This is a genomic window from Clostridium estertheticum, assembly GCF_018861295.1.
GTDB classification, from domain to species: Bacteria; Bacillota; Clostridia; order Clostridiales; family Clostridiaceae; genus Clostridium_AD; species Clostridium_AD estertheticum_D.
In genome coordinates this window covers 39635-57404 of the sequence record NZ_JAHLDM010000031.1, presented here as the reverse complement: position 1 = coordinate 57404, position 17770 = coordinate 39635, and the positions used below count along the sequence as shown (strand labels likewise).

Below are 17770 nucleotides of genomic sequence, written 5' to 3'. Positions count from 1 at the left end.
CAGCATAATGGGTAAAATTTGCTTCGTGATATTTAGTTTTATATAGATCTATAATCATACACCTAATATCTTCTGAAATGGTATGAATAGGCTTGATGCCTTTATTCCCATGAATAAAGAATTCCTTACCATTAGAACGATAGCCTCTAATCATACGATTTAGATGTCTAACAGTGCATCCAATACGAAAGGCAGCAGCTTTCTTATTGCCGTTAACTTCTACTAATTTTTTGATGATTTGATATTTAAAATCTTCTTTCATATTTAAGTCTACCTTCCTGATTATGAACACCTCATTTATAAATTCTTATGAGATAATTCTACACTATATTTTTGTTTGTTTGGGACATAATCAAAAACGGTATAGTAAGACATTATCATAAACGGATCATATTATTAATTTGACATTAAAAGTTTTTATTGACTTTATAAAAAATTAGATGTAATGTTTTATATAAAATAAATGATATTACTTTGAAATTATTAGCATAAAAGTATAATTTAATAAAGTATAAAACCTATGATGAAAATAGTAACAAAATATAAAGGTTAAGAGAGTCAGTGATTGGTGTAAACTGATACCTTCATTTTTGCGAATCCACTTCCGAGGGACTGTGAGTAGCAGTACGGTATAACCGTTATATTTGATAAAGAGGATTAGATATTTATATTTAATCAAGTAGGGTGGCAACGCGGAGTCTTTCGTCCCTTTTTTTAGGGAAGAAGACTCTTTTTTTATTGTATTTATATTCTAGGTATCTTAATTAAGAATTGAGAATAACAAACATTTATAATATATCTAAGGAGGAATAATTATGTTAGATTTAAAGAGAATAAGAAATAATCCGGAAGAAATAAAGGCATTGATGGCAGACAGAGGGGAAAATTTTAAAGTATCATTAATTGATGATGTTGTGTATCTTGATAAAAAAAGAAGAGATATGTTAACAAAGGTAGAGGAGTTAAAAAACAGAAGAAATACTGAATCTGCACTTGTACCAAAAATGAAAAAGAATGGTGAAAGCGTAGAAGAAATAATGGTGGAAATGAAAAAGCTTTCAGATGAAATTAAAAACTATGATGTTGAGTTATCTGAGGTAGATGAGAAAATCAAAAATATCATGTTAAGTATTCCAAATATTCCCAATAAAAACGTACCACTCGGAAATACAGAAGAAGATAATGTTGAAATAAAAAAATGGGGAGAACCAGCAAATTTTAAATTTGAAACTAAAGCACATTGGGATTTAGGAATAGATAATGATATTTTAGATTTTGAAAGAGGCGGAAAGATTACAGGTTCAAGGTTTACAGTTTATAAAGGCCTTGGAGCAAGACTTGAAAGAGCATTAATAAGCTACTTTTTAGATTTACATGTTGACACAAATGGATATACAGAAATATTGCCTCCATACATGGTTAACAGGCAAAGCATGATTGGTACTGGTCAACTACCTAAATTCGAAGAAGATGCCTTTAAAGTAGCTAATACAGACTATTTCTTAATACCTACAGCTGAGGTGCCGGTTACTAACATATATAGAGACGAAATATTGAATGGTCAGGATCTTCCTATAAAACATGTTGCGTATAGTGCTTGTTTTAGACAAGAAGCAGGATCAGCAGGAAGAGATACAAGAGGACTTATAAGGCAACATCAATTTAATAAAGTTGAGCTTCTTAAATTCACAAAACCTGAAGATTCTTATGCGGAACTTGAAAAATTGCTTGCTGATGCAGAATCAGTCCTACAAGGACTTGAACTTCCTTATAGAATAGTTAAGATATGTAAAGGTGATTTAGGATTTACAGCTTCATTTAAATATGATATTGAAGTTTGGATGCCAAGTTATAATAAGTATGTTGAAATATCAAGCTGTAGTAATTTTGAAGATTACCAAGCAAGGCGTGCAAATATTAGATATAAGGACAATAAAAAAGATAAGGCTCAATACATCCATACACTTAATGGATCGGGAGTAGCTGTTGGAAGAGCGTTAGCTGCAGTGCTTGAAAATTACCAAAACGAAGATGGATCAATAACTATACCATCAGTTTTATTAAAATATATGGGGAAAAATACAATAATATCAAAATAAAAAAATTATTGTATATATAACACAATAAATATACGTTTTAATATTTGATATTAAGGCGTTTTATTTATTATAAAACATATATTAATTGGAAATATACAAAAAAACAATAAATATGTTGACAATGAATATTTATACTGATATAATATATTTTGTTGCTACAATATGGAGGGATGGTCGAGTTGGTTTAAGGCACCGGTCTTGAAAACCGACGTACGTGAAAGCGTACCGTGGGTTCGAATCCCACTTCCTCCACCATTTTTTAACAACGTAATATTAAGCCTGGAGAAGTACTCAAGTGGCTAAAGAGGTGCCCCTGCTAAGGGTATAGACTGGGCAACTGGTGCGAGGGTTCAAATCCCTCCTTCTCCACCAGAAACATTTAACATTTGTTAGATGTTTCTTTTTTTTATATAACAAATTATATCTATATTGGATATCTTATATTGTGTAATACTATTATAAATATTGAGTAAATAGTAAGACAATTATTTCATAAATTTAAAATGAAATATAATTATAGTTATAAGATTAAAAAAATATATTGACATGATATAAACATGCTGATATAATAAATCTTGTCGCACAGGACATGGAGGGATGGTCGAGTTGGTTTAAGGCACCGGTCTTGAAAACCGACGTACGTGAAAGCGTACCGTGGGTTCGAATCCCACTTCCTCCACCATTTTTTAATAACGTAATATTAAGCCTGGAGAAGTACTCAAGTGGCTAAAGAGGTGCCCCTGCTAAGGGTATAGACTGGGCAACTGGTGCGAGGGTTCAAATCCCTCCTTCTCCACCAAAAACATCTAACATTTGTTAGATGTTTTTATTTTAGTGTGTGGGATATATATCTATTTAATTGTTAATTTATTTAAGGGTAAATAAAAATATAATTATTATAATTAAGGAGAAAATATGCTAAAAGGTAATAAAGTATCTCTTAGATGCGTAGAACGAAAAGATTTAGACATATTTTATGATATTTGGTGTAATGAAGATATTAGAAAACTTGATGGTAAATTTAGATTACCTCCATCTAAAGAGGATATATTAAACAATTTCAATAAATTTGTTAACCTGGATAAAAAATATCTTAGTATTGTAAATGAAAAAGGAATAGTTGTAGGATATATAACATTTAGAGAAAGTAATGAATGTAAGAATGTATATACACTAGGTATTACTATAGATAAAGGATTTTGGAATAGAGGATATGGACAAGATGCTATAAAAGTATTGCTTCAATATTTATTTATGAATATGGCCGCACATAGAGTAGAGCTACAAGTGTTAGATTTTAATTTAAGGGCAATTCAATGTTATAAACGATGTGGGTTTATCGTCGAGGGAAAGAAAAGAAAAGCTTGCTTTTCATATGGAAGTTACAGAGATGTAATAGGTATGGGAATTTTGATAGAAGAATTTATGAATAATAATTTGTAAAAAAACTTTACTCTTATCATATAATATGGTAGTATAGTAATGTAGTTTATGCGTTGGTAGCTCAGTTGGATAGAGTAGCTGGCTACGAACCAGTTGGTCGCAGGTTCGACTCCTGTCCGACGCACCAAGACGAATGTAGGCACCTCAAAGGTTTGAGGTGCCTATCACTTTTTGATTATTATTGAATATACCTTAAAGGGGGACTGTTTAGGGGAATATGGTCATAAAAGCAGAGTGTTTTATGCCGGTTAAAGCCTTTGATTTAAATATGAGCGTATGAAAAAAGCAAATTTGTTAGTAGATTCCATTGAACCCCAGTTTCTAATATAGTTGATATTAGACTATGATAATGTTTTATAGTTTTAGGATATAATCCATCAGATTTATTGTCTTTTCTGATTCCATCTTCTCTAAGATTATTATAGAAAGCTATTAAATGTATAGGATGTAACCGTTAATCTGTATTTTTGTCATTTATAATTAACTCTTGTTTTGAAATAGAACCAATTTTGCATTTTTGATATGCACCCAATTCATCTCTATATGAATGTACTGTTATCACTTGTTTGTATAGATTATCCAATACATCATAATATTGAACTTCAATATTATTCGTATTCATCATATACTCGGTTTCTGTCATATATGATACTTTTAAATTCATAATCCCGTTAACTTCAAGTGATTTAATTTCATTGTTTACAGGGTCTTTCATTTCAGCGTCCGAAGAAGATCCTTTAATGCCCATAACCCTAAGGGAAATGAGTGGTCCAATACCTATGTTCTTAATTTTAATTATCATATCATCAGTGTAAATATAGTTGTAAGGGTCACCTTCAAATATATGTGTACAACATTCAATTACATTAGAATTTTCTCCCCAATACTCACTTATATATGGACGAACATGCAATCTTTGTTCTTGTATATAGTTTTTATTATCATTGTCTAATTGAGTCTTAAGCAAGTTATTTGCCTTCCTCTGCTCACTTATTTGTTTTCTCACCCCACTCATGCTTAGATACATGCTATAGAATGTCAGCAATCCGCTTAATAAGCCACCAAAAATAGAGGCATAAAAACCAATCCAATCATTTGAAGTGGGTATATCCACAATATTGATTGAGACCAAAGTAGCAACTATAAGTGGTGATAAGAAAATTATTAGCCATATTATTTTAAAATTTGGTTTGTAATCCATATTACGCTCTCCCTTAATAATATAGTTATGACAATTATAGCATATTTTTTATATATTCATATTGTTATATTACTTAATTATTGTAGATGAGTTCATATTTCAATACCGTTTATTAAGTTTTTTAATTCTTCATCTCATTTGCTACACTATTTTTAGAAATTTAGACTTAGATTAATCTAAAGGCATGTACGTCTAGCAATAGTTACAGTACGGATAAAAGGTTATGTCGAGATATATTTGAAATTTGACGTTATTAAAATCTAAAGTGTTTTAGATATTTCATCTAATTTCTGTTGTAAATTATTTTTTCTAATAGATTCATTGTTATTAATAGTTTTCTTCAAATCACTTATTAGTTCTCAAACTTCAAGCATAATACTTGTATTTTTATCAGTTTTTATAAGTTCAAATTTACTTAAAATGTGTTCGATTTTGTTATCTGTTATTTTTGACATTAATTATCCATCCATAATTTTAAGTCGCATTTTTCTCATATTTTGGTGCGACAAGAAGTCGCTAATTAGTATTGTTTCGTAAGAAACTGCGTTAGTTACTAAGCGTATCCTCGCTCGAAACTGCACTCCGAGTAATTGGTTTGTAGGTTGCATGAGAGTAAGGGAAAAAAACAGCGGGTGTCGATAGATTTACAGTATTAACCGATGGGGAAAGAAGTAAGTTATTTCGAAAGATGGCTGATTACCAAATAAGTCTTCACCATCCAAAACCATCCCACAGAACATACATCAAAAAGAAAAATGGAAAGCTTAGACCGTTAAGTATACCAACGATAAAAGACAGAATATATCAGAATATCGCTAAGATGGCACTAGAACCAAAATGGGAAGTAAGATTTGAACCGACTTCATACGGATTCAGACCCAAAAGAGGGTGTCATGATGCAATAGAAAGGATTTTCAAATCATGTTCACACAGAAAGAAAAGATGGATATTTGAGGGTGACTTCAAAGGCTGTTTCGATAATTTAAGCCATGATTATATTATTAAGCAGATAGAAGATTTTCCTGGAAAAGAAATGATAGTAAGGTGGTTGAAAGCAGGTTATGTAGACAATAATGTATTTAATAGAACGAAAAAAGGAAGTGGACAGGGTTCAGTCATTTCGCCTTTATTAGCAAATATTGCACTACATGGAATGGAGGAACAACTGGGTATAAAATACAAAAACTATACTAGGAGCAACGGGTATCAGTGTACATATAATAAAACTCGCTATGCGATGACACGCTATGCAGATGATTTTGCAATCATTTGCAAAAGTAAAGAAGATGCAGAGGAGATTTATGATAAACTGAAGCCGCATCTAGCATTAAGGGGAATTGAATTGGAACCGAGTAAGACTCGAGTTGTAGAAATTACAAAAGGCTTCGATTTCCTGAGTTTTAATATTAGAATATATCAGACATCTACAGGTGAAAAATTGTTAATTAAACCATCAAAAGAAGCAGTTAAAAAGAGCATGAGACAGATTTCTGATAAGGTGCACGAACTCAACGGTCATAAGATAGGGAAGGTTATTAATATACTGAATCCAATTATTATTGGCAAAGCAAACTATTGGCGTCCAATGGTATCCAAAGAAATGTTCTCGAAAATGGACTTTCATTTATATAAAGTAAATAGAAGATTTTTAGAACGATTACACCCTAAGAAAACAGCAAAATGGATAAATGAGAAATACTACAAATCAGATTTGACGGGCAAAAGTAAAAATAAATGGATACTTACGGACCCAATAGAAAATAGGCAATTAAAAAGAATGATGCAGACACCAATAATAAGACACACAATGATAAAACATAATGCTAGCCCTTATGATGTAACTTTGGGAGAATACTTTAAAATGCGTGATAGAAAATATAATGATAAAACAAAAGTACAAGACAACTAGGATAAAAGTATGCTTGAGCTGTATGTCATGAAAGTGACACGTACAGTTCCTCCGCGAGAAAGAGGGGGTAACTCCTCTGACTTAGCCGACAAACACACAAGTACGGATCTTAGAGGGGAAAGGAGCCGTAAGGCTCCCTACCTACTCGACTAGTAATCTATATATTTTTTCTAGCCGTTCCATACATCCAAATTGGAGGTACCCAATTGAAACTATCGAATTTATGAAAATCATCATTAGACATTTGCAACCAGCTTTTAGCTAAATCCATTTATAATAGCCCCCTTAGATTTTCACATTCTATTCTTAAATATTTTTCATGCCTATTGTTGTCAACTTCACTAATGCTATGTTTATTATCAATATTTACGCAACTATTAAATATATTTTTAATTTTAACTACCTTCAATAACTATCAGATTATACATCAATCACTTGTCCTCCTTGTCCTCCTTTTACTTTTTTTACAAATTGTGATAAAATGCTAATAACTGCCAAAGGGGGTGGGAATCATAAAAAAGCATTTCGAAAATTTTTTTAATATTCATATGAATTTTTCTGTGTTAATAGCTTCAATTATTTCAGTACTTGCAGGAATTGTAGTAACTTTTATATCTTCCACGTCACTAATCTCTATGAGAATATTTGTTGTATATATATGTATAAGTTTGTTTATAATCTGGTTATTATTAATAATAGTTTTCTCACCACAAAAGGTCACCAATGGAGATTTGAGTTTAAAACTAGTAAAATTTTTCAACGACAATACTAATTCTATCTGCTGTATACTCCAACCCTGTAGCTATGTATCACAAGGTAGCTTTGTAACCTTTTTTTATTTAGATAATGAATTAGAAATCTATTTTTCAACTGGAGTAATTTATAATATTCAAAATAATGATTTAATACAAGTGAATCTCCAATCTATTACACAAGATACATTGTTATTAAATAAAATCAACAATAACAACACGGATTTTATAAAATCAATTATTGTAAAACCTATTGTAACTAATAATTTTCTTGAAAGGGGATCTATCTAATGAGTAAACCAACTTCGCCCATTTATGTTGTCAGCATTATTGATGACTACACAATTGTTATAAACAAAGGTTCTGATGATGGTATTATGCAAAATCATAAATTTTTAATTTATTCAATTTCTGATGAACCAATAATCGACCCTATAACCAAATTGAATTTAGGTTATTTAGAGATTGTTAAAGGTGTTGCTGAAGTAAAACATTTGCAACATAAGATATGTACCTTAGAATCTTCGAAATACACACACCCAACTAAAAGAATACGTAAACATAACAACTCACTAGTATCAGCTTTCGGGTCATCGTCGTCTGAAGAAATTATTGATGATAAAGAACAATTACCATTTGAGAACCTTAATAATGGAGACTATGCTAAACTAGTCTAAATAAATGATGTTATTAATATTAATTTAATTTAAATGTCTCACAGATAACCCAAGCGATAGAATTTGAGAATATTTTCAGGTTCTTTCTCTTATTATTTCCCTAGGATTCCATTTGGCTTTCTCTTTATTGGTCATGCTAAACTCCCTCATAAAGTATTTGCTTCAATATTCCAGTTTTCTTTTTAGCTTCATCAATCATTGTGCTCCTTTGGTTGTTGATGATAGGCGTACACATTTCCTAAACTATCCACAGTCCTTCTGCCGTAAAGTTTAAGAAATCTCTATTCTAACTACAATTTGAAGTAAGTCTCCTTAAATAAATTGCTTTGTATATTTGTTTTTTGATTTTTGATTTAAATTCAATTTCTCTCATTTCTATCTCCTTTCATAATATTGGTTATATAAGAAAGGACTTATAAGCCCATTCCATATCCATTATTTTTTTATGAAATTGTAGTTAAATTAGTTATATCAACTAATTTTGTATTTAAAAATGTCGACCAATTGCAATAGCAAGTTGAACCAATTTGTATTTATACTTAAATCGTTGAAATTACTTATGCTGCATAAATTATATCTAATTGTGCTTCGAATAGATCTTCGGGGGTTTTATATTTAAGTATACGTCTAGGAAGAGTATTCATCCATTCCTCAATAAAAGAGATATCAGAGGCACTATAATCGGACATACGTTTTCCTTTGGGAATGAAACGACGTATTAAGCCATTGTGACGTTCGTTAGTACCCTTTTCAAATGAAGAATATGTATGAGTAAAGTATACTTTTGTATCACTGTCATCCTCAAGTGTGGATAAATCAGCAAACTCAGAACCGTTATCTCCAGTTATTGTTTTGAATACTTGGCTGAACTGATCACCATACAAGTTGCTGATGTGTTTAAGCTCACCCATAACTGCATCAGCTGTTTTGCTTGCAATTGAGCGTACAATGGCATTTCTGGTCTTACGTTCTACAATAGTTAGAAGTACACAATCATTGCCTGCTTTTTCTCCAATTACAGTATCAATTTCCCAATGACCAAATTCCTTGCGACCATTTATAGAATTTGGGCGTTCTTCAATACTTTTGCCAAGGTTTTTCTTATGTTTTATAACTGTTGATGGCTTAATATTTATACGTAGTTTTATTGGTAAATCAATATTTTTAACGCTAAGTAGACCAAGATCAATATAGTTGTACAAAGTTTTAGTACAGACTATTTCAGAGCGTTTGAACAGCTTAGTTTCAAGTGAATTACCAACACAAGCATCTGGGGACCACGATGAATTTTTAATCTTATTCACTACAAAGTTTATAAATTTACAACATTCTAACCGTTTAAAGGAACGACAAGAGTTTAGACGATGTTTCCTGTAAATGGCTTCACCAGTATCTGCAAGGTACATCTCAACTGGTTTAGCTTGTTTAATTTGAGTTGTAGTACCACGATGTATTTCATTGAGAATAGTGTTTATTGGGCGTTCAAGTTCCTTAGCTATTTTATATGGCGAAAAGCCATCTTTAAGACGAATTTCAATCTTAACGCGTTCTTCCAAATTCAAGTGTTTATTTTTACGTGATTGTGTGTTACTATTTGGGTATTCCATAGTGATTATCCTCCTGTTTGTTTTTGTTTTAGCGATTAAAGCATAACACAGAATAATCCACTATGGATCTTTTTATTGGTTCAACTTCATTTTACAACAAGTCATTTAAAAATGTCTTTACACTTTCCATTGATTCATTTCTCCATGCTCCTCCATCAGCTTCTATAAGTGCTGTCACTAGACTCGATTTCATTATAAATATAAATTTACTTTGGATGGTCTAGTTCTGGGAATGGTCTATATGGTGATAACTTAACAGGGCTTGGTATAACTACAGCTCCCATTATTGCAACACCTGTTTTAACAGTTGCTGATTGAAATATATCATTATCTCCAACTTGTTTAGCCTCTTCATCTTTAATACTGCCTTTTACAATTAGTAGTTGGTAACTCTATAAGTCACACTTACTTGTATTTCTTATTCCAGGTTAATCTCACAGTTAGGTCCCTCTATTTTGCCATCATCACTCACCTCAAAAACATTTTGGTATTTATAATCGCAACATGTACACGTGAATTCATCTTCGTTAGTCTCTTGCACTTCATTTTCATCTACAAAATTAATTTCATGTACTTCACTATGATATATTTTTTCGCCTATTTTTAAGTTTGTGCTTATTCTCAGTTTATTTTTAATTTTAGAAATAGATCTTGATCCTTGCTTAAATTTTCGTAATTCACTGGAATTTTATCCAAACTATAAATTCCCTATTCCATAATTTCTCCCTCTCCAATTTGTTACATACTATTTAGCAATTTCGACTTATTCTAAAAGGAAGTATGCTTCTTAATAGTCACGGTACATAGTGGATATTGTTTATAGATGGATTACTAAATTTTGATTACAAAACAGAAAAATGAGGATGCATAAGCGTACACAATAACATTTGTTTTCTACTACACTTTAAAGTTCCAAGAGTTTGGAGATATGTATTACTTTTAAGTGGGTTTCGAGGTATTTTCATGTCAAAACATGTAGTTGAAAATATTTATACCTTTTCGCATACAATTTGGAATAAATAGTATATTATATATTAAGAAGTGTATTTGAAAGGGTGGGGAATGTATGTTGTATGGATATGCAAGATGTTCAACCGATAACACTAAGCAAGACAAACAAGACAAACAAGACAAACAAGACAAACAAGACAAACAAGACAAACAAGAGAGCTAAAGGCCTTAGGGGTTACTACTGATAATATATACCTGGAATATGCTAGTGGCACTAAGACAGACAGAATAGAGTTTAATAAGCTATTAGATAAAGTTGAGCATGGAGACACTATAGTAGCAACAGAAGTTAGTAGAATCACACGAAGCACCAAACAATTATGTGAGATTATAGAATTAGCTAAAACTAGAAGGATTAAATTAGTGTTGGGAAGTTTTATAGTAGATTGCATAAATGAACTTGATCCAATAACAGAGGGAATGTTGAAAATGATGGGTGTATTCTCAGAATTGGAGAGGAACATGATAAGCCAAAGAGTTAAGAGTGGTATGGCAAATGCTAAGGCTAAAGGAAAGCTAATAGGTAGACCTACAACTACTATAGAAGATGTTCCATTGGCAGTAGTGAAAGCTTATGATCTATTAAAAAATGGCAAGATAAATAAGAGTGAGTGTGCTAGAATGTGCGACATATCAAGGTCTTGTTTATATAAATACATTAATATCATTGAGGAGAGCTATAAGCAGCAATTAACGAGAGAGTTAAGGACAGCAACTGGTTTAGAGTGCACTATACATAAATGATAGAATTGATAGTATTAAATTTAATTGAAATTTAACTAAGTATGGAGAGGGCAGGTAAGCCTTCTTTTTTTATATGCAGATCTTGGACAATTTCTAAAGCCGTAGGTAATGGTTTAGTAAGGGTTAATTCATGTAACACAGTTATTGTATAGGGGTAATTTATTAATTGGAATATAAAAAGAAAAAAACCTACAAATAGAAAGGGTAAAGGTGCGTTCTGTATAAATAAAGTAAGGTGGAAGCAATAAAAAACATCTACAAAAAATATATTTATAAAAACCTCTTCCCAAAAATATTCTATATATAAACCTTAAGCATGTGTACTTAAGGCTAAGCATGTTTGTATGAACTTTCCAGTAACCCTCAGTAATTAGATTTGATTTATATGTAAGTTGCAAAATAAAATATTACTATATAATACAAATTTTATAATTACTATTAGAATATGTTATAATTTAATAGAGGGAAGTGAGATATTATGATGGAATTTCAACAAAGTTCAATCTGGCAAAAAACATTAGCAAGGCAAATGGAACCTGACTATTTTATTAAACAGAGGGAATTCCTAAGAGTTGAATTTGAGAACTTCAGAGATAAGGCTAAATTATTAGCTAGTGAAATCGCGAGAGTATTGCCTGAATTTACAGTTCATGATATATCTCATATTGATGCATTGTGGGAAACTGCCCAATTAGTTGTTAAAGAAAATGTTGAGCTAAATCCAGCAGAAGCATTTGTTTTGGGGGGGGCTTTTTTAATTCATGATTTAGGAATGGCCTTAGCTTCGTTTCCTAAAGGGATTAAAGAATTAAAAGAAGAATCTGTATGGATAGATACAGCTACATCATTGTTAAAGAAGAAACTGGGACGTACCATTTTAAAAAGCGATTTTGTTAATTTAGATAAAGAGACAGAAATGGAGGCTACAGAATATACATTACGAATATTACATGGTAAGCAAGCAGGAAAGTTGGCAAAAATTTCATGGAAAGATTCAAAAGGAGATGATATTTTTCTTATAGACAACATTGAATTACGTGAAGCGTATGGAAACGTAATTGGGTTAATTGCCTATAGCCATTGGTGGGGAGTAAATGAATTAGAGGAAAAATTGCAGAATACCCTAGGAGCATTAAGTATGTTCCCTTCAGAGTGGACTATTGATCCGATTAAATTAGCTTGTATTTTAAGAATTGCAGATGCTACTCAGATTGATGACAGAAGAGCTCCAACTTTTTTAAGGACACTAAGGAAGGTATCCAAAGAGTCAGATCTTCACTGGAATTTTCAACAAAAAATGTACCAACCAAGGTTGGAACGTGATAGATTAGTGTACACATCTAAATCGCCATTTACAATTAGTGAGGTAAATTCTTGGTGGACATGCTTCGATACCCTAAAAATGATAGATAATGAATTAAAAGAAGTGGATTCTTTATTGGCTAATACTAATAGGGATAGACTTGGAGCTATTGGTGTTGCATCAGTAGAAGATCCGAAAAGACTTTCTAAATTAATAACTGTTGATGGGTGGCAGCCAGTAGATACTAAAATTAAAGTCTCGAATGTCGCAAAACTAGTTAGAAGTCTTGGTGGAGAGCAACTATATGGACAAAATGGGACTGTTCCATTAAGAGAACTTATACAAAATGCGTCTGATGCGATTAGAGCAAGAAGAATCTTTGAAAATGAAGATGATTTATTTGGTGATATTATCATAAGGGTTGGGAAAGATACTCATGGACAGTATATTGAAGTGGAGGACAATGGACTAGGTATGTCATCAAAGGTTTTGACAGGGCCATTTTTAGACTTTGGTCAATCATTTTGGGGAACAGCTCTAATGCATGATGAAGTCCCAGGTTTAGAATCTAAGGGGTTTACTTCAACTGGAAAATATGGAATTGGCTTTTATTCTGTTTTCATGTGGGGAAAGAGAGTTAAAGTTTCTTCAAAACGATTTGAAAAAGGGAGAGATAGTACTTTAATCTTGGAGTTTAATGATGGGGTGTCTATAAGACCAATATTAAGAAAAGCAAATGAAGATGAAGTCATTAAAGATGGAGGAACTAGAATTCGTGTTTGGTTTTCTAATAATAAAATCTTTGAGGATTTATTACAATTAAATCAATATCACAAAAACAAAATGACATATGCTGAATTGGTTGGAACAGTATGTCCTAGCATTGATTGTAACATTATTTTAGAAACGAAAGGTAATGTAAAAACTATAATAAAAGCAAATGATTGGATTTCCATTAAGCCTTTAAATCTTTTAAAAAGGATTATTGGAATGTCATGTTACAATGGTCTAGGGAAACTAGAACAGAAATTATTATTAAACCTATCGAAACATATGTCTGTAATAAAAGAAGACGATGGGACTATTGTTGGGCGATTACTTGTTTTTAAAGAAGGTTTTGATAAAAAACGAATGCTTAATATTGAAGGAGCAGTTACAGTTGGTGGGTTCAGAACATCAGGATTAACAGGATTGCTAGGAATTTTAATTGGTAGATGCGATAGGGCATCAAGAGATATAGGAATTCCTATTATCTCGTATAAGAAATTAAAGGAATGGTCAAGCAATCAGGCAGTTCTTTTATCAAAGTTAGCGCTAGATGAAAATATAGAAATGGAGTGTGCGTCTATAGTAAGATGTTGTGGTGGAAATACTTCGGTTTTAAAAGTAGCATATCATAAAAGTGGAATGCTAAATTATGACATGCTAAAAGAACTAATTTGTAAAATAAGTAAAGACAGTTACATAATCACGTCAGAGGCAGCTGTGTACATTCAAGATAGTAATAAATCTTGCAAAATTGACTATTCGGAGAATTTATTTTGGTCTAATAGTGGTTGTCCAGGCATTTTACAAACACATAGTACTAACTGTCATATAATGTGGCCTGATACTTACGGTAAACCAGAAGATTGGTATCTGGATAGGACATTACAAGGATTAATTATAGATGCTTTTTCAGAAAGTTGGGGTAACAGTAAAGACAAAATTTTAGGTTGTTCTGATATTTCATCAGATAAAAAAAATTATGAAGCAATAGTTGGATATGCTGATGGTGAACCAGTTGTTTTCGACAATATTGATATAATTAAAAAGCCCAAAAGGTAATGATTAATTATTTAAGGTACGGTTGCTAGTTATCATTTGAATCTTTAAAATAAGCTATGAAATTGATAAATTATACATGTCATCGCAGATTTTCGTTACTTATAACCTTTTTTCATTTGGGGACTACAGATACAATAAAACGTTAAAACACACCAAAAGATAAAAAAGGTACTATGCTTATAACGATTATATATCAAGAGTTGCAAAATACTATCTAGCAGAATACGAAACAGTTGGTAGCGAAAGGGGAGGTCAAAATTTATGGAAACGAGTTATAATAACCCTAAAAGCAATATTATTGGTAAAGGTATTACGGAAGAGGCAATAATAGATGCAGTAAACAAATCTGGTTACCCATTACAAACTATTTCAGCTAGCAAATTAGTTAAAGATTTTTCAATTACTCAAGAATGGAGTTATGTTGATAAAGATACTGGTGCGTTAAGAACATTGGATATATTTGCACAAAAGGACTTGTATAGTCATACGGAAAAGCATCAACATAGAGTAAGGCCAGCTCTAAATTTACTTATAGAATGTAAGCAATCGGAACTTCCTTACATATTTTTTTTAGATACTGAAATAACACATGCTTATAACTTTCCTGTAATAGCAGGACTGGTTAACGAAAATGTTCGTATATCTTCTGATGACACAATATCAACGTATAATCTCCCAATACTTAACGTATTAGAAATGGATAAACATGGGTTTATTTCTAAAAATCCACAATTTTGTCTTTCATTTTCAAAATGTGCTCGAAAGGGTAAAGAATTAGAGCTTTCAGGAACTGATGCATATAATGGGTTGATTCTACCGCTATCAAAGGCCGTGGAGAGCTTTAAAAAAACAAAAATTCCGCCTAAAACCGCTTATTATTTTGATGCTGATTTAGTTATGCCTATTGGGGTCGTAGACGCACCTATGATTGGGGTAATTGTATCTGAAGGCAAGAATAAAATGATAAATATACCTTGGGTAAGAGTACTTAAACATGAGACAAATAATTCAAGCGACTATCTTGAAAGAGAAAAAACTTATGCAATAGATATAATACATAAGGATTTTTTAGAAACTTATATTAATCAACATTTATTACCATTTTCAAATGAATTTGCTAAGCGTATGATTAATCATCAGCATGTTATAGCTACAGGCGAAGGATATATTAAAGGAATGGATAATAATTCTTTTCAGAACATAGAGTCTAGATTGAAAAGAAAACCAATTATATCAAAAGGAAATAGGTTAAAATTAATTGTAAAGAATTTTTATAATAATATTAAAGGTATGAGTGATGTGTAGAAGGTCACAACAATAAAAAACTATTGTTCGATATAAGCTGATAATATGTATATACCACATTCCTTAATTAAGTTAATTTTAAAATCATAAAGTGGAGTATGAATGAGTAAAAAACAGCGAATAAATGATAGTTGTCTTGATACTCTTGCCTACAGTTAGTGTCTAGAAATAGGCGGGAACGCATATGATTACAAGAACAATTATAAATATGGGCCATATAATTTGATTATACAAAATTTTAGAAAAACTATGGGTTTTGAAAATGACTAAGGTGGTAAATAAATTGTCCCTTTTACGAACCAGTTGTCCGCAGGTTAGATAACACCGTAACAACCTAGAAGTTTTATGGGCGAGGGGTTCTGTTAGTATTCTAAAAATTATTATTGGGTACTATTTGGGTACTAATGATAAAAAAACAGTACCTGATTTTAATATAATATACTATAAGACAATAGCATATAAACGTTGGTATAACAGTGCTTATTAAAGCTTTCTAAATGTAAATATAGGCAATCCAACGCACTCGTAACGCGTAGGTCGAGGGTCTGACCCCCTTTTTAGGTTCTAATAGTTATATCAATGATTATAACTTAATGATACGGTCCTTTTGTAACTATTTTAGCCTCTCTTTTCTATTGCAGCCATGGTTATACATTGGAGTTTGATAATGAAAATTTATTAAGTCATGGGCAAACTAATTTAAATAGAGATGGAAAATATTAAGGAATAATTGTAAGTATTTAATGGAGAATGAGGTAAAGATGTTTATATAGAGCAAGGCATGGATCAAATAAAAAACAGTAATATAAAATTATTGAAATAGTCACTTCCTAAGGCTATGAGTTTTGATACTTATAGCCATTTTTTATTTGGGACTACTGGGGACTAGAGACACAATAAAACATTAAAAGACACCAGAACTTATAAAAGGTACTATGTTTAAATGGATAATATAAAAATTTATGTAAGAAATAGGAAACCGAGCAAGTTATAAATCAGTTATTTCTAAAATGCTTTAAACTATGCCAGTCGAAGATTCAGTATTAAAAGAAGAATCTGTGCTAAATGAAGAAAATTTATAAAACATTTTAGTATATTAAGAAATTAGAAAATAAATATATTTTAAAACCACAATAAAAGGGCGGGAAAATTCTTGCGCTTTTATTGTGGTTTTTTGAGCTTGGATATTAATAATTTCAAATTATATCTGTAGTAATTTTACACTTTTTTTAATCTTCGGTTTCATATTTCATAAATGCTAATTTATTTTAGCACAGTCTATATCAAATATATAAAAATCATTTATATCATAATTTTGAAATTTATAAAAATGACTACAAAAATAATTAATTATAAATTATTAAATAATAAAATAATTAACAATATTTTATTTGATGTTTGCGATTATTTTTTTTATAAATAGCAGAAAAGTTTTTAATAACTTTGTCCATCTTTTTCAATAAATTACATACTGTTTTCATAATAATTTATCGCCTCAGATAATTTTATAAAAATAAAGTTAAATGACTATTTTTATGAAACTTTCTATATTAAAAGCAACAACTCATGGAAGATAATTACAACCGAAAGAGAAGTAAAAGACCCTTTATGTTAAAAAAGGAAACTTTAGAGCCATAAAGGAAATTTTTATAAAACTTCAGATATCTTTGTCCAATGAAAAAGGAAACTTTTAGACTCATGTGTTATTAAAATGAAAACCTCTCTATAAACTATTTTATTCATTTTCTTATATTATTTTGCACTGTTGACTATATAAATGTACAAGAAGATTGTCCAGTAATTGAAAAGCCAAATTAAAATGAAAATATATAGTTCAATTATTGTTTTTCACTTGCTGTTATATATTCTTGTACAAAATATGGTGATAAGGA

8 protein-coding genes, 5 tRNA genes, 3 pseudogenes and 1 other annotated feature are annotated in these 17770 nt (G+C 30.9%); of the genes and pseudogenes, 13 read left to right on the top strand and 3 right to left on the bottom strand.

Translation table 11 applies throughout. The annotated features are described in order from the left end of the window. Nucleotides 1-262 (bottom strand): annotated as a pseudogene (locus tag KPL54_RS22305) (ISNCY family transposase); the annotation flags it as partial. 249 nt (nucleotides 263-511) lie between these two features. Next, nucleotides 512-713: a binding site (T-box leader), on the top strand. Nucleotides 714-815: 102 nt separating this feature from the next. Here KPL54_RS22305 and serS point away from each other — a divergent pair. The 7 genes from serS (at nucleotide 816) to KPL54_RS22270 (ending at nucleotide 3669) form a co-directional block, all read left to right on the top strand. Beyond that, entirely contained in the window at nucleotides 816-2099 is a 1284-nt protein-coding gene (serS, locus tag KPL54_RS22300) for a serine--tRNA ligase (protein ID WP_216108701.1), read from the top strand. A 164-nt stretch (nucleotides 2100-2263) separates the two neighbouring features. Then, nucleotides 2264-2354: transfer RNA gene (locus KPL54_RS22295), tRNA-Ser, on the top strand. A 26-nt stretch (nucleotides 2355-2380) separates the two neighbouring features. After that, nucleotides 2381-2471 (top strand) — tRNA-Ser (locus tag KPL54_RS22290). A gap of 219 nt (nucleotides 2472-2690) precedes the next feature. Further along, nucleotides 2691-2781, top strand: a tRNA-Ser gene (locus KPL54_RS22285). A gap of 26 nt (nucleotides 2782-2807) precedes the next feature. Next, nucleotides 2808-2898, top strand: a tRNA-Ser gene (locus KPL54_RS22280). Between the two features lie 116 nt (nucleotides 2899-3014). After that, nucleotides 3015-3542: a GNAT family N-acetyltransferase gene (locus tag KPL54_RS22275; protein WP_216108700.1), complete on the top strand. Its 528-nt coding sequence runs from the start codon at nucleotides 3015-3017 to the stop codon at nucleotides 3540-3542. Between the two features lie 50 nt (nucleotides 3543-3592). Beyond that, nucleotides 3593-3669 (top strand) — tRNA-Arg (locus KPL54_RS22270). A 327-nt stretch (nucleotides 3670-3996) separates the two neighbouring features. On the opposite strand, the gene KPL54_RS22265 is transcribed toward KPL54_RS22270, so the two are convergent. Beyond that, nucleotides 3997-4743: a hypothetical protein gene (locus tag KPL54_RS22265; protein ID WP_216108699.1), complete on the bottom strand. Its 747-nt coding sequence runs from the start codon at nucleotides 4741-4743 to the stop codon at nucleotides 3997-3999. 634 nt (nucleotides 4744-5377) lie between these two features. Here KPL54_RS22265 and ltrA point away from each other — a divergent pair. From ltrA to KPL54_RS22250, 3 genes and pseudogenes are all read left to right on the top strand, one after another. Then, a pseudogene (gene ltrA / locus KPL54_RS22260) lies at nucleotides 5378-6652 on the top strand (group II intron reverse transcriptase/maturase); the annotation flags it as partial. Nucleotides 6653-7155: 503 nt separating this feature from the next. After that, complete coding sequence (locus KPL54_RS22255; RefSeq protein ID WP_216108698.1) at nucleotides 7156-7695, top strand: hypothetical protein; 540 nt, start codon at nucleotides 7156-7158, stop codon at nucleotides 7693-7695. Then, nucleotides 7695-8081 (top strand): hypothetical protein, encoded by a 387-nt coding sequence (locus tag KPL54_RS22250; RefSeq protein ID WP_216108697.1) that lies wholly within the window; start codon nucleotides 7695-7697, stop codon nucleotides 8079-8081. Before KPL54_RS22255 ends, KPL54_RS22250 begins: the two co-directional genes overlap by 1 nt. Before the next feature lie 557 nt (nucleotides 8082-8638). On the opposite strand, the gene KPL54_RS22245 is transcribed toward KPL54_RS22250, so the two are convergent. Continuing rightward, the gene (locus KPL54_RS22245; RefSeq protein ID WP_216108696.1) at nucleotides 8639-9688 is read right to left on the bottom strand and encodes an IS30 family transposase; all 1050 of its coding nucleotides are present in this window, start codon (nucleotides 9686-9688) and stop codon (nucleotides 8639-8641) included. 1188 nt (nucleotides 9689-10876) lie between these two features. Here KPL54_RS22245 and KPL54_RS22240 point away from each other — a divergent pair. From KPL54_RS22240 to KPL54_RS22230, 3 genes and pseudogenes are all read left to right on the top strand, one after another. Then, nucleotides 10877-11443: pseudogene (locus tag KPL54_RS22240) on the top strand (recombinase family protein); the annotation flags it as partial. A 478-nt stretch (nucleotides 11444-11921) separates the two neighbouring features. Further along, nucleotides 11922-14573, top strand: a complete 2652-nt coding sequence (locus tag KPL54_RS22235) for an HD domain-containing protein (RefSeq protein WP_216108695.1) — start codon at nucleotides 11922-11924, stop codon at nucleotides 14571-14573. A gap of 261 nt (nucleotides 14574-14834) precedes the next feature. Continuing rightward, nucleotides 14835-15878, top strand: coding sequence for a hypothetical protein (locus KPL54_RS22230; RefSeq protein ID WP_216108694.1), 1044 nt, complete (start codon nucleotides 14835-14837; stop codon nucleotides 15876-15878). The last annotated feature ends 1892 nt before the right edge of the window (nucleotides 15879-17770 follow it).